This window comes from Bacillus sp. FSL H8-0545, assembly GCF_038006105.1.
GTDB classification, from domain to species: domain Bacteria; phylum Bacillota; class Bacilli; order Bacillales; family Bacillaceae_G; genus Bacillus_A; species Bacillus_A cereus_U.
In genome coordinates this window covers 1,817,430-1,834,181 of sequence record NZ_JBBOUO010000001.1, presented here as the reverse complement: position 1 = coordinate 1,834,181, position 16,752 = coordinate 1,817,430, and the positions used below count along the sequence as shown (strand labels likewise).

Here is a 16,752-nt window from a genome sequence, read left to right as displayed (position 1 = left end):
CCTGTTAAGCAGTTAATCCAAACAGCTGGTTGATAAAAATATTCTGATTTTTGACAGACTGGTCCTGCAAATCAATTTGTTTTTTTTGACCATATGCATGGCTTCAACACCACTCAATATAGAGGCTGATGTTTTGTATGATTTAAATCCCAACATAGAGCGTATACGTTTTTTAATAAAACGATGATCTTGTTCTACTATGTTATTTAAATATTTTATCCTTCGGATTTTGGTGCCTGTTGGTATCCTTTTTTCTTTCTTCAACTGTTCGATAGCAATTGGATAAGCAGGGTTCTTATCAACCGTGATGATACGAGGTTTTGAGACATGAAAAGACCGCAAGGCTTTCTTGAAGAATCGCTTTGCAGCCTTATGATTTCTAGATTTACTCAAATAAAAGTCAATCGTATTTCCTTCAGAATCAACAGCACGATATAAATACATCCATTGTCTTTTTACTTTTATATATGTTTCGTCCACTCTCCATGAGTTATTCGTTTGTTTGAGATGACGTCGAATTCGTTTATCAAACTCCGGTCCATATTGATGTACCCATCGCATAATAGTTGTATGAGCCAGGAATAACCCTCGTTCCTCCATCATTTCCACCAAATCACGAAAGCTTAAGTTGTACCGTAGGTACCAACGTACAGTTAACAAGATGATGTCTGGTTGATAATGTTTCCACTTAAATAAATTCTCCTTTTCCATACTGATCACACACCTTTTATAGAGTAGTACTATCAGTATTTCCAAGTTTGATAGACCATTTTCATCTACTTCAAAGTTTTTGCACCAGAACCTCTTGGATAGCCCTGACTGAAAGAGGCTGTGCAGTATGTTTATACTTTGATAAGAATACATTTTTTAATTCTTTCCCCGGAGCATATTTGTTATCTCTAATTTCCATATACTTCTCAAGATCATTCAATGCAATTGGGGTAATCCATACAGAATCTTCTTTGTTTCCTTTTCGTATTACATCAATTAGTCTTTCTTTTAAGTTTATATCTTCCATACGAAGATCGGCCAATTCACTTACACGAATACCACTACCAAGAAAGAGAGAGAGAATAGCTACATCACGCTCTTTATCTCTTAGGAAATAGAACAACTGATGTTTTGTTAAAGCTTTTTCATGTTCAAACTTAACATAATTTAAAAATTCTTGATCGTCATCATTATGGAATATTTTAGATCTCATACGCTTCGCACGGGCGTTTAATGTTTCTTTATCTTTATGTATTTCAATTTTAGCCATTACATTTCTATAAAAATAGCATTCTCCATCTTCATCTTCTGAAAGGGAAGTAAGATACTTAAATAAAGATTTTAAAGCTGAAATTTTTCTGTTAACAGAGGAATTTTGCATGTTTTGTTGTAGTTTTAGAAACCTCATAAAGTTCTCAATATCTTTTTTCCTTAAATTCTCCAAATCAGAGAAAGATATGTCTTTAATGGGCTTAAATTCAATAATTTGTTCAGATAATAGCCAATTAAAGAAGACTCTAAAATCATATACATAATTCAGTAGGGTGGAGGGAGAGGCATCATGCAATTCTTTGTACTCCACAAATTCTTCTATGTAAAATGGCATTTCATTTAAATTTTCGTATAATTTTTTACGATGTACGGATTTTGCAGTTCTATAAAAAGGAGAGTTTTTACCACTCTCTTCTTATTGTTTGATTACTGCATATTTAATGTTTCAATATACTCATATTGAACTATTTATAACCACTTCATACATCTACAAGTAATTTATTTTTTCAAATAAAACGACTGCAAAATATACACTAAAAGTAGATTTTGCAGTCGCTTTATGTTTACTAAAGTATTTTTTAATATTTTCTCAATGACTATTGAAATAAATAATACTAGGTTCACTTACAAAATATTTGTATTCTTTCACCAATAATAAAACATCATACTTTCCTATAATTTCACAGATGGAATAACGTATTTTTAAAACCTTTCTCTTGAACATTCTTTTAGTTGTTCCATAGCAATCTTTCACGCATGTTCCTCACTATCTATCAAAGTCAATCCTTGTGATATATAACTCCAAAATTCATAACCACAATCCTCCATCCATCTATAGGCTTCTGTTGTATATAGACCATCTTTTCTTTTAATGATTTGAACCTTATAGTTTTTACTTGGAGAAAAAAACTCTTGTATAACCTGCTCCATTTATGAAATATCCTCCTTAAATCTATGGTAAAATCCCCTTAAATATAGTTCCATTGAGAGGTTGTTCGTAATGAAATTCAATAAATACACAGTAATGCTTATTTTTCTAGCTATTGGCTCAAATTTCGCATTATCTATGTGGCTCCAACAAGGACTTTTAGGTGTCGTCACTGCTATTTTTCTCTTGTTAATCGCTGCATGGACTACAAAACGACCTAACACAGACAACCAGCATAAATAAGCAAGTGGACCTTTATAATGTAAGTAGCAAAAATATGTCTAATTAAATTTTATTATATTTCTCAATGAACAATATAACTTAACATGGTAAAATAATATTTGGATGGGAGTCCATACATATTATTAAAATTTAGATGGTTCAAGTCGAAGCAAGACACCTTAGGGTGCATAGCCATCAACTTAAGAAAATGAATAAAATAATAAAATTAGGGCACCCTTTCATGCAGTACTGCATGAAAGGGTGTTTTAATTTATGTCTACAAACAACATATTAGTTGAGGAATTACGCATATTGGGTAAAGAATTTCGAAATAAATTTTCTATCCATCACTTACAAGAACTTGCGTATCAAACAGGTATGATTCAACGAAAACGAAAATTTCAGGCACAAGACCTTGTATCACTCTGTGTATTTTTGGGTCAAACAATCAGTTCTGAGTCTTTAGTTAGTCTCTGCACAAAATTAAATGAAGCCACAGGAACTTGTATCTCAGCCGAAGCGCTTAATAAGCGTTGGAATACACGAACTGTGGTATTCCTTAAAAAGTTATTTCTGTATGCCTTCCGGCAAAAAGTTTGTTCCGCCACATCATTATCCAGTCTCTTTACACGAATCCGTATTTTAGATTCGACATCCTTTCAACTACCTTCTTCCTATGCCGAAATTTATAAAGGCTTTGGGGGTGGAGGTTCTGAGGCTGGTGTGAAGATTCAATTGGAATATGAGCTACTTTCAGGAGAGTTTCTAGGCATGACGGTAGATCACGCTACTAGTAACGACGCAAAATATGGGCAAGAACGCACGAAGACCTTACAAAATGGAGATCTTGTACTTCGCGATCTTGGATATCATGATATTGGTGGATTTAGAGAATATCTCACTACGCGAGGCTTACTATATATCTAGAATTCGTTGGAACACGCAAGTGTACCAAAAGGGTGAAGATGGGAAATGGATTTTATTACATATAGAAACCTTAACGAAGAAATTACAAGAAGGAGAGACGCTAGAATTGCCAGAGGTATATATCGGATTGAAGCACAAGCATCGAACTCGACTCATCTTATACCGTTTAACACAAAACGAATGGGATAAACGGTTGATACATCATAAAAAAATGAAAAAAAAGATGCCTAAAGCTGCAAGTTGCGTAAACTTATTAGTTACCAACGCTCCTTCAGAAATATTGCCAGCCACAGAGGTTTACGCTTTTTATTCTTTACGATGGCAAGTAGAAATTGTATTCAAAACATGGAAATCTATATTTAGCATTCATGTAAACAAACGGATGAAACTAGAACGGTTTCAATGTCACTTATATGGCCAACTCTTGCGATTATGTCTAGTCGCAAGCACGACCTATCAAATGCGGAGACTTTTATGGGAGAAACATAGAAAAGAAATGAGTGAGCTTAAATGCGCTTATATGGTGCAAATCTATCTAAAAAAATACACACCACACTTTTTTGTACTTTCCAACATCCTGTTTCAGTGCTTAGCAGGCTCTTTCAAGATATTAGTAAGAATGGGAAAAAAGCGCGGCGGTACCGAAAAACAACGCCGTTTGAAATCCTAGGCTTAATAGAGATATCAACGGAGCAACTTCCAGTGGCTTCATAAAATATGAACCAAGGGAAGTTCTATTTGAGTATGCCCAAAATACAGGATTTTACTCAATGATTGTAAAAAAAGTTGATGACTATGCTCTTATATGGGTGTCTTTTCTTTATGTGTATTATTTATTATCCGATTCATCAGTTTTATTATAAACATATTTGACTTCTCCAAAAAGATCACCAGTATCCCATTCGCAATCATAATGGGCACATCCTAAAGGATCGCCTTCATCTCGACCTCTTAAAGGTTTACCGTTATCTATATCTGGGTGTTCTTTTTTAATGTATGTATCCAATTTAATAGCTATTGCACTGAGTTTTTCCATTTTTCATTTTTCTTTTAATCGTATTAGTTATTGATTTTAATTGAGGCATGTTAACCTTTCTTTCGATTATTTTCATAAATGCTTCTTGAAATTCATGGGCCTCATCAATGATGGTAACTCCTATATCAGTCTTTAATGTTGGCTCATGTGCTGTATCGGAGTCTAAGTCATTAAATAAGGATTGAATTAGTTGTCCATGATTAGTTATTACTAATTGAACGAACATGAGGTTTGATATAAATAATTGGATCATTCACATTATATTTACTATTTCTATTAAAATACAAATTTATTATCATTTCTCTTATCTAGGGATACGTATTGATTAATAAATTAAAAGCACCTAAAAAATTTTCCTTTGCAATATAAGCCATCGAAAAAAAATTACCATCGGAAAAGATTCCCTACGGTAATTTTTTATAAGGGATTAGAGCTCTATAGCCCATTATCATTTCAAATTCGTCCTTTTCTAAACATCTTTTTCCAAATCTATAGATGTGCCTCCTGCCAAATCCAAATTGCAGTTCTATATTTGATATATTTATTTCACTCTTCCTTTATTGCAATCAAAAGTATTACATCCTAACTCTTCTAATGATACAAGGGAGATTTATCCTCTATAAACCTAATTCTTCTCCCCAAATTGAAACTTTTTCAAGATGATATGCTAATAATTCGCAACCAGAACGGTTATTGAATATTCTTCGTAACTGAGTATGCAGCCCCTTTTCTAATGTTCTCTGCAAATACGCCATTTTATAAAGATCAATTGGAGCTGTTTTAAATTCAATCCCATTCTTCTGCATTTGTTTTGTATATAAATTCACACAATGCGTGCGAATCTCTTCTGCATTGCTCTGCCAATCTTTTCTAAAGCCTAATAATATTTCGACTAAAACAACCATATCAAACCAGACGGGTCCGTATTTAATAGACTCCCAATCGATAAACTGAATATTCCATGGAGCATCTAGTGTCACATTATTACTACATATATTTTGCATATGAAGGTCTCCATGTGTTATAGATGAACCGTTTTCAAATAATTCCGGAAAAAAATCCGGTCCCTTCTGACACAGTTTTATTAGCGATTTATGATAGGGTTTAATGGTCTCACTTACCCTATCGTCTTGCACTGCATCATCGAGAAAAGTAATCGTTCTTCCAATGTATTTAGATCGACCACTTCTCATTTTGCTTGATTCATAAATGGGGAGCCATTCATTCCAAATATTTTTATGTTTTTTCAAATTGTCTTCAAATGTGTGTGCGTGAAGTTTGGCAACAGTGGGGATAATATGTTCTAAATGTTTTGGGGAGAAAGTAATCTGGCCGCGTACTTGCTGGACAAACTCCATGAATATCCAGGTTTCAGTTCCTTTTTTTTCAATATAATATATTTGAGGAAGAAACTCTTTCAATATCGGATACGCTTTTTCATATACTTGAATCTCTACTTCATTTCTGTAGCTTGTTGAATTATATACTTTTAAAATAATGGGATAGTTTTTCATTTTTTTTCGAAGAAATAATTTGTAGATACTAGTTCTTGTTGTTGATTTCAGACATTCAATTTTAGCAGGATCTATTGCTACCCTTTCACCCATTGAATAAGAGATTTTATCTGAAATTCTAAACTTCTTTAAATAATAGGATAATTCTTTTGCTTCATACAATGATTTCATTCCTTTCATTTTCATTTTCGTTTCCATGCATTCCTCAAATGAGACCATGCGCTTCTAATAAATGGCATCGGATCGTCCCACGCAAAAAGAGCGAACTCTTTTTTTCCTCGCAAGCCTTCATAAAAATCTTGCCATGTCATTTCAGCTCTTTTTTTCTTGTCACGGAACGTTAAATAATACCGCACAAGATAAATCCATTTGATACCGTCTCTTTGTTTAAGTCTTGGCGCTGGGTTTTGCTTGGTTAGATATAAATAATACATATAAGCAAAATCGATGCCTGCAGATTCTGTTAGGCTATGAGTTAACCAAAAACGGGGATTGATTTCAATAAACTTATAAACATCATCTCGCGGGTCCTTTTTAAACTCTGCCATGCCAATACCTTTAAGTTGTATTTTTTTAAAAAGAGGTAAACATACATCCACTAGTTCTGGAATCTGTTTACTAACAATATGAGCTCCTGTTCCAAAGTCAGCTGGAAATTGATGGTTCTTTTGCAAAGAAAATAATGCTAATAGCTCCATATTGTCGTCATAAAAAGTAGCCACTTTATAAAAATGCTGATTGTCTCCAGGAATGATTTCCTGAGCGATGAGCTTTCCATGCTGTCGGTACAATTCATACTCATTTCTTAGTTGATCTGGATCTTTTATAAATATAGCCTTTTTATTTATTTTTTTTCGAAACTTATGGCCCAAAGTCGGCTTTAATATACATGGAAAACCGAGGTTCAATATTGCTTCTTCTAACTGTCCTTTATGTTCAATCACATATGTTTTCGGGCATGGAATATTATGCTTCACAGCCAGTTCATACATTTTATGTTTATCTAGTATTGTTTCAATTAATGAATGCTCAGGAAACAAAAATAAATAGTAGTCAGACAGCTCCGCTCGATATTTTGAAATAAATACCACATAATCATCCGCACCTGTACACAAAACTGGTTTCAATTTTAATTCTTTAGCCAAGTGGATTAAAAAAGTTAATAATTCCTTTTCTTCCGATAAAGGACTTGGACATACTCCACATGAAGCAAGGCGTGATCTCCCTATCTTATAAGGCCCCTCTACATCAAACGCATAAACTTTAATTCCTTTTCTCGCTAAACTTCTAATAATTCCAACTCCATTGGCACTTAAGTCCAGTACAACTGCACTGTGTTCATGATACATAGAATCCTTCCTCACTTAAATATCTTTGTAGATTTTTTCGATATGAGCTATCATTGTCTCTCTAGTTAAATATTTTTTAGCGAAGTTTCTGGCATTTTCACCTAACTTCTCCCGATCTTGCTGGTTTTCAATAACGAACTTTAATGCGTGTTTTAGTTTATTTACATCTCCTACATCTACTAGAATACCTGTCTTCTCGTGATGCACTAATTCAGGTATTCCTCCCGATGTTGTCGAAATGACACAAGCTCCACTATGCATGGCCTCAATAATAGAAATAGGCAGACTATCATTTAGAGTTGGAAGTACAAAAATATCGGTTTTACTTAAAATGTTTGGTACATCATCTCTTTCCCCTAAAAACTCCACCATGGAAAGATTCAAAGAAGCAACTTGCTTTTCTAACGCATCTCTCATCTCGCCATCTCCGACAATAAGCACCTTAATGTTTTCAGTATATTTCCTTTCCATCTGTGAAAGTGCATCAAATAATACTTTATGACCTTTTCTTGGTCCTAATCTCGCCACACATGTAATAACGATTTTTTTCTGTGCCAATGTATTTTTTACATCATACTTCTCAGGATAATCAATACCCGTAAGCACAGTTGTCATTTCCTCTTGCTTTGCCCCCAGTTGCATTAACGGTTGACGAAATGAATCACTGAGAATAATAAGATGATTGGCAAATTCAATAGCTTTACTTTCTAATGTTTTATAATAGGCTTCTTCTAGTGAATCTTTTTCAAATATACCAAATTTCACCCGGTTAAAAGTAAACATCCCATGGGGTGTAAATAGCAAAGGTTTCTTATAAAGTCGATTGATTCTTCCCAATATATTGGCTGTAAACAAATCTTGCGCATGAAAAACATCATATTTTTTTAAGTTGATATTTTTAAGCAACATCATTTCGTAGATATACATACGTCTGCAATTTCTCAAAATCGTGGTATTATAGCTTCCATAACGTGCAGAAAAGAAATTTTTCAATTCTGGAACAACCTTTTTACGCATGTTTCTTACTTCGCTCGTAAGAAATTGATTAGGAGATATAATATCGACTTTATGGCCCAATTTTTTTAAACCTTCTCTAAGTGCTGTAATATAATTAGATAACCCCCCCGTATGAGGATAATCCCAAAACGTAGCAATTAATATAGAAAGTCTTCTTTTCTTTGAAGTCACCTTTGGCTTTGCATTTACATATCGTTCTCTCGTTGCATCTTTCTTTTTGGGTGATGAAGGTGAATGCATTCCAAAATATTTATCCATCGCTTCGATTAAATAGGAATACGGAAACATACTCTCATTTCTCATTGCCAGATCCTCCTTATCACTTCGAACGCTTCAGCGTATGGTACGCCAATCGTCATACCCCTAACCCTTCCTAAATGCTGAACGCCTTCATACGAACGAGGATGAGGAAAATCTCTCATTTCTACATCATAATGTTTGAGCGCCGCAATCTTTGAATCCATTTGATCTGTAATATTAACAAAATAATTAGGTTTGAAAACTTTATCATTTGTATAGACATTCCACTCACTAGAGGAAACCGTTTCAAACGTAATTAATTCTATCGGATTTCGTTTAGGTAGAGGTCGCGTTGCGGTCAAAACCGCTTGAAAGGTAATTAGATGATCAATGTTGACATCTCCATAATGGTGGGTGAAAATTTTACTTGGTTTATAGTTCTGTATTAATTGTTCTAATTCTTTCGTTAATTGATGCAACGGAATTAATTCCAATTCTAAATTAGGATGATTGAGGAATATCACTTCTTCAATACCAATTTCTTTATTTGCATCCTTGCCTAGTTGATGTATCCGATCCGCTTCCTCCCTTCTTCCTGAAGCAATAATTATTGAAATAACCCGATGGCCATTCTCCACTAATCTTTTTAAAGTCCCTCCAGATCCTAATAACTCATCATCTGGGTGAGCACCAATAACTAAAACACACTCTCTCATAACTCTTATCCCTCCCTATACGACCTAATCCTAATGTATGAATGATGCTACAAAAAGAAACTGGCATTAGCGGAAATACCGCTTCATTGTTTGCCATCTTTTCATACCCTTGCCAGTCTATCTCCGCCCTAACTTCTTTACTCCCCCAACAATTTTATGATATAAGGGGTACTACCCCATGCCCATCAAGCTAACCGAGTAAATTACTAGATATGAAACGATCCTTGTTTTAAAACTAGCAATTGATAGAAAAGTAGGCATGCTAAAGAAGCCTATTAAAACGTGATTTTTTCGCTAGGCAGCTTGTCTATGCTTCACCGTCGTTTTATACACAATCCCTAGAATATCAAAGACGGTCATCTTCTTATACCGATGACATTTACGACCATTCTTTTTGAGCAACAGATAAAGACGATGCAGAATTTTTAAAAGTTTTTCTGTGCCAGCGGCTATCGCTTGAAACAGTAAAGGAAAGTAATCTTTAATCATATAAATCGCTTTGTATTCACTCAGTTCCTGCTTTGTCTTTTCAAGCAGAAACTGTCGTATTTGAAACATCGTAGAAGAACAGAGGAGAATGCCGATGAGTTGTCCATATAAATGACACTCTAGGCGTTCTCTTTTAATATTTTTACATTCATCAATTTCAAAAAATGACTTCCACGTTTTAAACAAAATTTCAATCTTCTATTCTTATTTTTCTACTTTACTTATGTAATGGTTTAGACTAATGAATAGTTTTTATTTAGAAAAAGCAAATGTACCTACTGTTAAAATAAAGAGGAGAAAACTTAATAAACCGTAGCGTTCATGTAATCTCTAGGAGTGTAAACAATGAAGTTTTTCAAAAAAACAATCAATTTTCTTAATAAACTAAAGAACAAATGGAAAGAAGATGATTATGAAGGCATATCTGATTATGAGAGGGAACTTATAGAAAAAATTCCAACCCAAAATCTATATGGACTAATAGGGATGGTTATGGGTGGAGTTTCATTTATATTCGGTTACGCATTTGTAATCATGCCCATATTCACAATTATTTTTTGTATAGTAACTTTCTTTACTTTTGACAAGGAAAAAGAAGATAATCCTATGACTTTCGTTGTGGGTATTATGTTGTCACTGTTGAGTATATGTATGTATATTCAGGGAGACTCTCACCAAATAGAACTATAAATAGCTGATAACAATGAATATATTAATGTGTCCCTTCAGAAGTACCGGAGGGGCTTTTCAGTTTATATGTGCCAATCTATTGAAAATGTTATCAAAAATGTAAGCGAAAAGTTATAAAATCCGACTAATGGCTATTCCTAAAATAAGAAACCACTTATACAATTTAAATCCCTTTTACTTTACGTAAAATTCGCTCAACTACTCGGGATATACCAAATGAATTTTGTAAATAATAAGATCGTTAAACAAGAAATTGAGGAGGACTTGTATGCTAAATCATAACAAAGCTAAAGAAAATTCGGGTTCTATTTTGAAACCTGATTTTGTTGGAACTGATGCAAACAAAGTAAAGCAAGACATCCAAAAAGATGTAAGTGAAGGACAAGGGGCAATGACTTCCCGAGAGGCAGGGGCAATGCGAGATTAAGAAAACACCTTGAGTGGTTCTGTTATTCTTCTGCTTCAAAATTTCAATTTGTAATTAAGTTTAAGACAAAAAGGAATTTCCTTTATTGAAAATTTTTATTCATTTGTTATAACATAAAAAAGGAATTGAGTGTTTCAGGCTCAATTCCTTTAGTGCAGCCTTTTATAAACGAATACATTTGTAAGAGAATCCGGCTTTGTGTAGGGTTCTTTTACTTTGCTTGCAACATGAAATATAGAACCTTATATGCCATTTTTCTTATTTTGGGGGTATTTGCCTTTATTAGCTTGATGACGATGGGGGTACTGCCCGCAAAAAGAGAGAGAAAATAATCTTGTATTAAGATTTACATATATATTTATTCATTTTTATAATGAATTTTACAAGGGAATAATTAAGAAGCCAAATGAAAGTTTCAATATAAAAACGTTATACACAAGATAATCTGTTTTTTATCGATGTTCCGCCCATCTATTATAAACAGAAGAACGTATATTTTTCACATAGTTCAGAAAATCTTGTGATAGTCCAAATTTCTTAAACCCTTTTAACAACTTCGTAGGAACCTCACTATTTGAAGTAAAAGCTCTTTTATGGTCAATGACTTTTAACTGACCTTCTTCATTTATTAACACATGTCTTACTTCCGTGTCCCACCTAGTAAATCCAATCCTTTTTAATTCATCCAACATTATTAATATCCTTTCAGTTAGTTCTTCTGTAATTTGTTTTTCTTTTTTCAAGTGACGTGCAAGTGAAATTCCTTGTATATACTCCATGATAATATAATTTTCTCCATATCCATAAAGTCTTGGAATAATAGGTGATGATTGCCCAATTACTAGAGCTCTCAACTCTTTTTTTTGAGTTTCTTCCAGGAAAAATATTTTTACGCATTTATCATGGCTTAATTGGTATACTTCTCCATCTTTTCCGTCTCCAATGAGCTTATATTCCACTAAATCTTTTCTACTTATTTTTCTTTTATTAAAGTATTTGTTCATTTTATATCTCCTTAATAAGTATTTCTTGATTTTGCAGTAGTCCCATCTCACATTCTATGATTCATCACTTACATATGTAACCTAGACCAGCATGTATTTTTATTTGAATAACTATTTTTGTAATGTTTTTTGTATCAAGATTTTTAAAAACAATTTCATATCAAGATGTTACTTTCTCTTTAAAGATAATATTTTGCTTTTGATTTCAGACCACTAAGATCTCTTTTATATTTTTAAAATTTTATCTGAACCCATTCGCTAATCTCATGTTTCGAAAAACTATAATTATTACCTTTCTGTATAAGGTGTGATCTCAATCGATATTTATTTGTGCATTTTAATATAATGAATTAAAGGTTTTTAATAAAATGCTCATTCATTGGAAACGTACATATAATAATCATAGTCACCTCAGTATTAGTTGTTGAGTACCTTTTAAAGTACTCTTTATTTTTCAAAGGTACTCAACATTTTCATAAAACAAACATATATTTACAGAGATAAGGCATAGGTCTTATATAGACATGTACAATTTTTGTACATGTTTTTTCATTTCAATATTAAATAAGGATTTTGTTGGTCAGCCTCTCCATTACCAATATTTACATGAATACATCCTTATAGTTTTTTGATATTTAACAGATAAAGTTAGGGCGTATAATATTTGCTTCATAATTATTTTTTCTTCTTACCCTTCATATGAAAGTACATATTTTAACATGAGCTGAATACATGTGTTCTTTCTATTTATTACTAAATAACAATTTTATTGATTTCCTTGAACTTTTAAACGCGACAAACATATAATATTCCATCACGTTTATAGACTTCCTTTTTCAAGAGTACATATTAAATATGTACTCTTTTTCTTTTGTTATTGGGACAAAGCTATTCCATGCATTTATTAGCTAAAAAATTCTTCTTTGAATGATTAACTGTAAAATTCTCCATTCGCATAACCCTAAAATTTGAAATCGTACTATGATAACAAAAGAGGCATTCTATGTTTTGAAGTACATTTACAAGGAGGAATATTACATGACAGTAATCACTAAACTTAAACAAACTATTGCTGGATTAAAGAGTGCTCAAGCATGCCTAGAAGGATTTGTTCTTGATACTGATAACAAGCAAGCAAAACAATTATATATAGGTGCAGCACAACAAACTCAAGAAATTATTGAATCTTTAAATCCTCGACTTCAGCAAATTGAACAGGAAGAGCCTCAGTATAAGTAAAAACATAATATCGTTCATATGGAAGCGTGCTGAGATTAGATAACAATTATCAAAATGATGATTACAATTAATAGGTCTCACCACATCACTATTAAGATAAGAGAAACAAGTGTCCCAAAACGAAAAAATGCTTAAGTTGATAGATGTGGTGTACAAACACATCGCTATCAACTTAAGCTCATACAATGTCAATTATAGTAGAGATTGTTTCTTTTTTTAAAGGGTATGTGTAGAGAAATTAAAGATTTGTATGTGAAATAAAACTTATCGGGTTTCATTTTTTGAATTAGGCCGCTTGATTATGAGACATGTTACAATTGTAAACGACACCTAATATATCAAAGACTGTTTCCTTCTCATACCGATGGGATTTTCGCTCGTTTTGCTGTAGGAGGTTGAACAGACGAATTAGAATCTTTGATAGCTCTTGGGTGTCTTTCTGTATAGCTTGGAAAAGAAGAAGAAAGTAATCTTTAATCATATATATTGCCTTATATTCACTCAGTTCTCGTTTCTTTTTCATAAGAAGTAATTGCCGCATTTGAAACATGGTAGAAGAACAGAGTAGAATGGCAATCAGTTGCCCATACAAATGGCATTCCGATCGTTCTCTTTTTATCTTTTTACAATGATGAATATGAAAAAAATGATTAGTAGGTTACTTAATTCCCGATTTCAGAAGTTGACTTTTGTCTTAGTTTAAATGATTGGTATTGTTACTAAACCTAATAATACGGAAATTTGACTTATATTCAAGTAGATGTATGCCTGTGTTGTCAGTATGGAACCACACATCATGTTCTTTCGGTAACCGAAGGAAGCTATCTATAATTTTTGTAATCACTCCTCCATGGGAAACAATTGCAATTCGTTTGTACTGTTTCCCCCTTTCTCTAACAGCTGCAAGGATGTTCTCAGCACGTAATCTAAAGTCTAGTTTACTCTCTCTATTCTGCATTTCACATAACTCAGTTAGATACTCTACAGGGCATTTAACAGCATTATTCAAAATTTCAGTAGATTGAGTTGCTCTCAATAGAGTACTCGACCAAATAAGTTCTGGAGAGAGTTCCTTTGATATATAACTAGACATTTTTTCAACTTGTTCCAATCCCCTTTTTGTTAACTGTAAATCAGTAGATCCTTTATAACCCTCTTCTAAAAAATCATCTTCAGATTTTCCATGACGAATTAGTAGGATTTGCATCCATTTCACCTCTTTAGATATTTGTCCTTTCTTCTCTAACTTAGACAAACCTGATTGGAATCCTTTAAGTATCCCGAATATGGACGATATATATGGTATGCATCCTCTTTATTTAAATACAGAGCAGTTGAAACAGGGGTTCTCCAACTATTATGGATACTTGTAGTGAAAAAGTCATATAGACAAATTCAACTGTACGGATTCTATGCTAAAGAAAATATGTAAACTTTTAGTTCATCACCAAAAGACAGGGTAACATTTGGATAGATGTACACTCCATTCTGAGTGGACACTTAGAGTGTGCTAAAATTGATTCATTTGCAAAATATCAACCCCATGTTACGGTGATGAACCAAATTTTTGCTTCTCATCCATCCCATCTTATTAGGTTCTTTATAAAAGGAAGTGAAATGCGTATATAAAATATAACCCCAGACAGACGCTTTTTAAAAGTGCCCATGGTCTGGGGTGAAATCTATAAAAGTCAAATCTTAAGAATTCTTAAAGTTCGTTATATGCAATTTAAAAATTCCATTCGATATTCTTCTTTCTTATTGCTAATCTTTGGTTTTCTACTATCATATTAGATGTTAAATGATTTAATTTTTTTAAAGATTCAATAGATACACCGAATTTCTTTGAAATCCCGTGTAACGTATCTCCTTTTTCAATTGTATACATTTCATAGTCTTCTTCTAAATCAGTAACATACATCATTTTCCCTGTTTGCTTACTTGTTTTTTCTCTTTCTATTAATATATTATGCTCAATTAGTGTATCTATAATTTGTTTAGCACGAGCTTGATAAGTATGCTCCTGTACTGTTATTCGCCCCCGTTCTTGAATTTTCGCTTTATTTTTTGGATGATTCGAAAAATAGTGTATTGCTTCAAGTGTTTCTTTTGATGATGAAACCGTAATTAAATCTTTCCCTGGCCTAAATATCTTCTTAACACCTGGAGTATCTAGCGTAAGAAGAAATCCACCCGATCCTAAAATTTCATACGTTCTTTGGGTAATTAGCTCTTGATAATTTTGTAACCCTATTATAATATCTGCCGAGTTATACACCTTATATGTCTCTAAATAGTGCATAGGGCCATGAATCCAGTCTTTTGGTATATCCATGCCAAAAAAACGATTCATTTCATCCCATTTATTCCCCCCAAAATCAATACGAATATTTTTTCCAAAAGCGGTCGAATTAGGGCATTAAGAGCATGACTTCTAAAATGATCAGGGTATTTTCCCAAAATATGAGGATATACATTTGCAACAACTGCAATTGAACAATTGTATTCTGAGGATTTAGGAGATTTGTAGTGTGCTGTTTCTTCAAAGCCAAAGTCCAAATGAGCAGCTGGGACTCCTAATTGCCGATAGACTTTAACTGTTTTTGGACATATTGTAAACACAAAATCTGGTTTCATTCTTTTAAGAATTATATAATTTTATTTTAGACATTAACAACTATCTGTTTACAAAGTTTTTACCCTATAAATTTAAATTGTACAAGAAGGTCAACTTTTAGACAGGTAAAGAGAACATTTATTTCCGTTCGTTGAGTTCGTTTATTTTGTTAGTTCTTAAATCGAATTGCAACTACATTCTTCGTATTTAATAAGTATAAATTTAGGAAACCCATAAACAAAAAAAGAGTGCTGTGAAGAAACGCACTCATTCAAAGGACTTTACCAATCTTTACGCTTATCACAATCACAGTCATGATCATGATTACGTCTACGACGACATTCATCACAATCACAGTCGTGGTCACGTCTACAACGACGGTCATCACAATCTCTATTTCTGCGTCTGCAGAACATTAAATCATCCCAAAATCTATCACAATCTCGGGAACGTCTGAAATTACAATTACATTCCATAAATATAATTACCTCCTCTTAACTCTAGGATTCATCATATTCTATGCTAAAAAACAAAAACGGCTTGTTTACTAGGCTACTTTCTGCATTTTAAAGTAATAATATTATTATCTAATCTTTAAGTTTCAAATCTATTTCATCCCTTATCTTTCCCTAACAACAAACAAGACGCCACCCAAATCACGGCAGCGCCTACGATAATTGCTATACACTTAATCAAACTCATTTATCCTCACATTATTTATTTCTTTGCTTCCATACCCCATTCTCTTTACGATAAGTATTCTTTCCATTCATGAAGTCAGCTGTATTACCAGGAATGCTATATTTTTTGTTGTTTTTCTTAGCCTTCTTCTTCAGCCTCTTTTCTTCTTGAACAGCTTGCAAATCCGCCTTCCACTGTTTCAACAAATCCTTTCACGTCGCATCGAATTTGTACCCCTTGGATTAAAATGTGAACCAAATCACTAGATTCTACCTATTTATATAGATATCCTTTAATCCAAATGTCCATTTTGTTCAAATTTAAAAGAGCACCCATGCCGTGGGTGCTCTTAATGTGATAAGGAGTTTCCTATGGGTATTGAATGAGACATGA

At 33.1% G+C, this 16,752-nt stretch carries 15 protein-coding genes and 5 pseudogenes; 4 read left to right on the top strand and 16 right to left on the bottom strand.

What is annotated here, in order from left to right; translation table 11 throughout:
• Nucleotides 1-4: 4 nt before the first annotated feature.
• From MHI07_RS09685 to MHI07_RS09675, 3 genes and pseudogenes are all read right to left on the bottom strand, one after another.
• Nucleotides 5-711: pseudogene (locus tag MHI07_RS09685) on the bottom strand (IS6 family transposase).
• 85 nt (nucleotides 712-796) lie between these two features.
• Nucleotides 797-1,639 (bottom strand): annotated as a pseudogene (gene xerS, locus MHI07_RS09680) (tyrosine recombinase XerS); the annotation flags it as partial.
• Nucleotides 1,640-2,013: 374 nt separating this feature from the next.
• Nucleotides 2,014-2,193: a hypothetical protein gene (locus tag MHI07_RS09675; protein ID WP_215581418.1), complete on the bottom strand. Its 180-nt coding sequence runs from the start codon at nucleotides 2,191-2,193 to the stop codon at nucleotides 2,014-2,016.
• A gap of 493 nt (nucleotides 2,194-2,686) precedes the next feature.
• On the opposite strand from MHI07_RS09675, the pseudogene MHI07_RS09670 reads away from it, so the two are divergent.
• Nucleotides 2,687-4,010: pseudogene (locus MHI07_RS09670) on the top strand (IS4 family transposase).
• 159 nt (nucleotides 4,011-4,169) lie between these two features.
• Here MHI07_RS09670 and MHI07_RS09665 read toward each other — a convergent pair.
• The 6 genes and pseudogenes from MHI07_RS09665 to MHI07_RS09640 form a co-directional block, all read right to left on the bottom strand.
• Nucleotides 4,170-4,376, bottom strand: a complete 207-nt coding sequence (locus MHI07_RS09665; protein WP_002158174.1) for a hypothetical protein — start codon at nucleotides 4,374-4,376, stop codon at nucleotides 4,170-4,172.
• A gap of 617 nt (nucleotides 4,377-4,993) precedes the next feature.
• Nucleotides 4,994-6,061, bottom strand: a complete 1,068-nt coding sequence (locus MHI07_RS09660) for a phosphotransferase (protein ID WP_215582043.1) — start codon at nucleotides 6,059-6,061, stop codon at nucleotides 4,994-4,996.
• Nucleotides 6,062-6,072: 11 nt separating this feature from the next.
• Complete coding sequence (locus tag MHI07_RS09655) at nucleotides 6,073-7,239, bottom strand: carboxylate--amine ligase (protein ID WP_128283606.1); 1,167 nt, start codon at nucleotides 7,237-7,239, stop codon at nucleotides 6,073-6,075.
• A gap of 15 nt (nucleotides 7,240-7,254) precedes the next feature.
• Nucleotides 7,255-8,559, bottom strand: coding sequence for a glycosyltransferase family 4 protein (locus MHI07_RS09650; protein ID WP_002158178.1), 1,305 nt, complete (start codon nucleotides 8,557-8,559; stop codon nucleotides 7,255-7,257).
• The gene (locus MHI07_RS09645) at nucleotides 8,556-9,212 is read right to left on the bottom strand and encodes a PIG-L deacetylase family protein (RefSeq protein ID WP_002158179.1); all 657 of its coding nucleotides are present in this window, start codon (nucleotides 9,210-9,212) and stop codon (nucleotides 8,556-8,558) included. The genes MHI07_RS09650 and MHI07_RS09645 overlap by 4 nt, the downstream gene beginning before the upstream one ends.
• 294 nt (nucleotides 9,213-9,506) lie before the next feature.
• Nucleotides 9,507-9,899 (bottom strand): annotated as a pseudogene (locus tag MHI07_RS09640) (IS4 family transposase); the annotation flags it as partial.
• A 147-nt stretch (nucleotides 9,900-10,046) separates the two neighbouring features.
• Here MHI07_RS09640 and MHI07_RS09635 point away from each other — a divergent pair.
• Both MHI07_RS09635 and MHI07_RS09630 read left to right on the top strand, forming a co-directional pair.
• Nucleotides 10,047-10,391, top strand: a complete 345-nt coding sequence (locus MHI07_RS09635; protein ID WP_002158180.1) for a DNA translocase FtsK 4TM domain-containing protein — start codon at nucleotides 10,047-10,049, stop codon at nucleotides 10,389-10,391.
• A 268-nt stretch (nucleotides 10,392-10,659) separates the two neighbouring features.
• Nucleotides 10,660-10,818: a hypothetical protein gene (locus MHI07_RS09630; RefSeq protein ID WP_340823320.1), complete on the top strand. Its 159-nt coding sequence runs from the start codon at nucleotides 10,660-10,662 to the stop codon at nucleotides 10,816-10,818.
• 452 nt (nucleotides 10,819-11,270) lie between these two features.
• Here the strand turns inward: MHI07_RS09630 and MHI07_RS09625 are convergent, their stop codons facing one another.
• Nucleotides 11,271-11,822 carry an AarF/UbiB family protein gene (locus MHI07_RS09625; protein WP_215581415.1) on the bottom strand — a complete coding sequence of 184 codons (552 nt, stop codon included), beginning with the start codon at nucleotides 11,820-11,822 and terminating at the stop codon, nucleotides 11,271-11,273.
• A 1,038-nt stretch (nucleotides 11,823-12,860) separates the two neighbouring features.
• Here MHI07_RS09625 and MHI07_RS09620 point away from each other — a divergent pair.
• Nucleotides 12,861-13,061 carry a DUF1657 domain-containing protein gene (locus MHI07_RS09620; protein ID WP_070142656.1) on the top strand — a complete coding sequence of 67 codons (201 nt, stop codon included), beginning with the start codon at nucleotides 12,861-12,863 and terminating at the stop codon, nucleotides 13,059-13,061.
• Nucleotides 13,062-13,347: 286 nt separating this feature from the next.
• On the opposite strand, the pseudogene MHI07_RS09615 reads toward MHI07_RS09620, so the two are convergent.
• The 6 genes and pseudogenes from MHI07_RS09615 to MHI07_RS09590 form a co-directional block, all read right to left on the bottom strand.
• Nucleotides 13,348-13,707: pseudogene (locus MHI07_RS09615) on the bottom strand (IS4 family transposase); the annotation flags it as partial.
• A gap of 48 nt (nucleotides 13,708-13,755) precedes the next feature.
• Nucleotides 13,756-14,268: a histidine phosphatase family protein gene (locus tag MHI07_RS09610; RefSeq protein ID WP_252198753.1), complete on the bottom strand. Its 513-nt coding sequence runs from the start codon at nucleotides 14,266-14,268 to the stop codon at nucleotides 13,756-13,758.
• 522 nt (nucleotides 14,269-14,790) lie between these two features.
• Complete coding sequence (locus MHI07_RS09605) at nucleotides 14,791-15,396, bottom strand: glycosyltransferase family protein (RefSeq protein ID WP_340823312.1); 606 nt, start codon at nucleotides 15,394-15,396, stop codon at nucleotides 14,791-14,793.
• Between the two features lie 14 nt (nucleotides 15,397-15,410).
• Nucleotides 15,411-15,698 (bottom strand): hypothetical protein, encoded by a 288-nt coding sequence (locus MHI07_RS09600; RefSeq protein WP_252198750.1) that lies wholly within the window; start codon nucleotides 15,696-15,698, stop codon nucleotides 15,411-15,413.
• Between the two features lie 261 nt (nucleotides 15,699-15,959).
• Entirely contained in the window at nucleotides 15,960-16,154 is a 195-nt protein-coding gene (locus MHI07_RS09595) for a hypothetical protein (RefSeq protein WP_199661838.1), read from the bottom strand.
• 237 nt (nucleotides 16,155-16,391) lie between these two features.
• Nucleotides 16,392-16,562 (bottom strand): hypothetical protein, encoded by a 171-nt coding sequence (locus MHI07_RS09590; protein WP_176108048.1) that lies wholly within the window; start codon nucleotides 16,560-16,562, stop codon nucleotides 16,392-16,394.
• Nucleotides 16,563-16,752: the final 190 nt, after the last annotated feature.

What these genes read in the sequence shown, in the direction of transcription:
- MHI07_RS09675 (WP_215581418.1), bottom strand. Translation starts at nt 2,193, where the DNA reads ATGGAGCAGGTTATACAAGAGTTTTTTTCTCCAAGTAAAAACTATAAG.
- MHI07_RS09665 (WP_002158174.1), bottom strand. Translation starts at nt 4,376, where the DNA reads ATGGAAAAACTCAGTGCAATAGCTATTAAATTGGATACATACATTAAA.
- MHI07_RS09660 (WP_215582043.1), bottom strand. Translation starts at nt 6,061, where the DNA reads ATGAAATCATTGTATGAAGCAAAAGAATTATCCTATTATTTAAAGAAG.
- MHI07_RS09655 (WP_128283606.1), bottom strand. Translation starts at nt 7,239, where the DNA reads ATGTATCATGAACACAGTGCAGTTGTACTGGACTTAAGTGCCAATGGA.
- MHI07_RS09650 (WP_002158178.1), bottom strand. Translation starts at nt 8,559, where the DNA reads ATGAGAAATGAGAGTATGTTTCCGTATTCCTATTTAATCGAAGCGATG.
- MHI07_RS09645 (WP_002158179.1), bottom strand. Translation starts at nt 9,212, where the DNA reads ATGAGAGAGTGTGTTTTAGTTATTGGTGCTCACCCAGATGATGAGTTA.
- MHI07_RS09635 (WP_002158180.1), top strand. Translation starts at nt 10,047, where the DNA reads ATGAAGTTTTTCAAAAAAACAATCAATTTTCTTAATAAACTAAAGAAC.
- MHI07_RS09630 (WP_340823320.1), top strand. Translation starts at nt 10,660, where the DNA reads ATGCTAAATCATAACAAAGCTAAAGAAAATTCGGGTTCTATTTTGAAA.
- MHI07_RS09625 (WP_215581415.1), bottom strand. Translation starts at nt 11,822, where the DNA reads ATGAACAAATACTTTAATAAAAGAAAAATAAGTAGAAAAGATTTAGTG.
- MHI07_RS09620 (WP_070142656.1), top strand. Translation starts at nt 12,861, where the DNA reads ATGACAGTAATCACTAAACTTAAACAAACTATTGCTGGATTAAAGAGT.
- MHI07_RS09610 (WP_252198753.1), bottom strand. Translation starts at nt 14,268, where the DNA reads ATGCAAATCCTACTAATTCGTCATGGAAAATCTGAAGATGATTTTTTA.
- MHI07_RS09605 (WP_340823312.1), bottom strand. Translation starts at nt 15,396, where the DNA reads ATGGATATACCAAAAGACTGGATTCATGGCCCTATGCACTATTTAGAG.
- MHI07_RS09600 (WP_252198750.1), bottom strand. Translation starts at nt 15,698, where the DNA reads ATGAAACCAGATTTTGTGTTTACAATATGTCCAAAAACAGTTAAAGTC.
- MHI07_RS09595 (WP_199661838.1), bottom strand. Translation starts at nt 16,154, where the DNA reads ATGGAATGTAATTGTAATTTCAGACGTTCCCGAGATTGTGATAGATTT.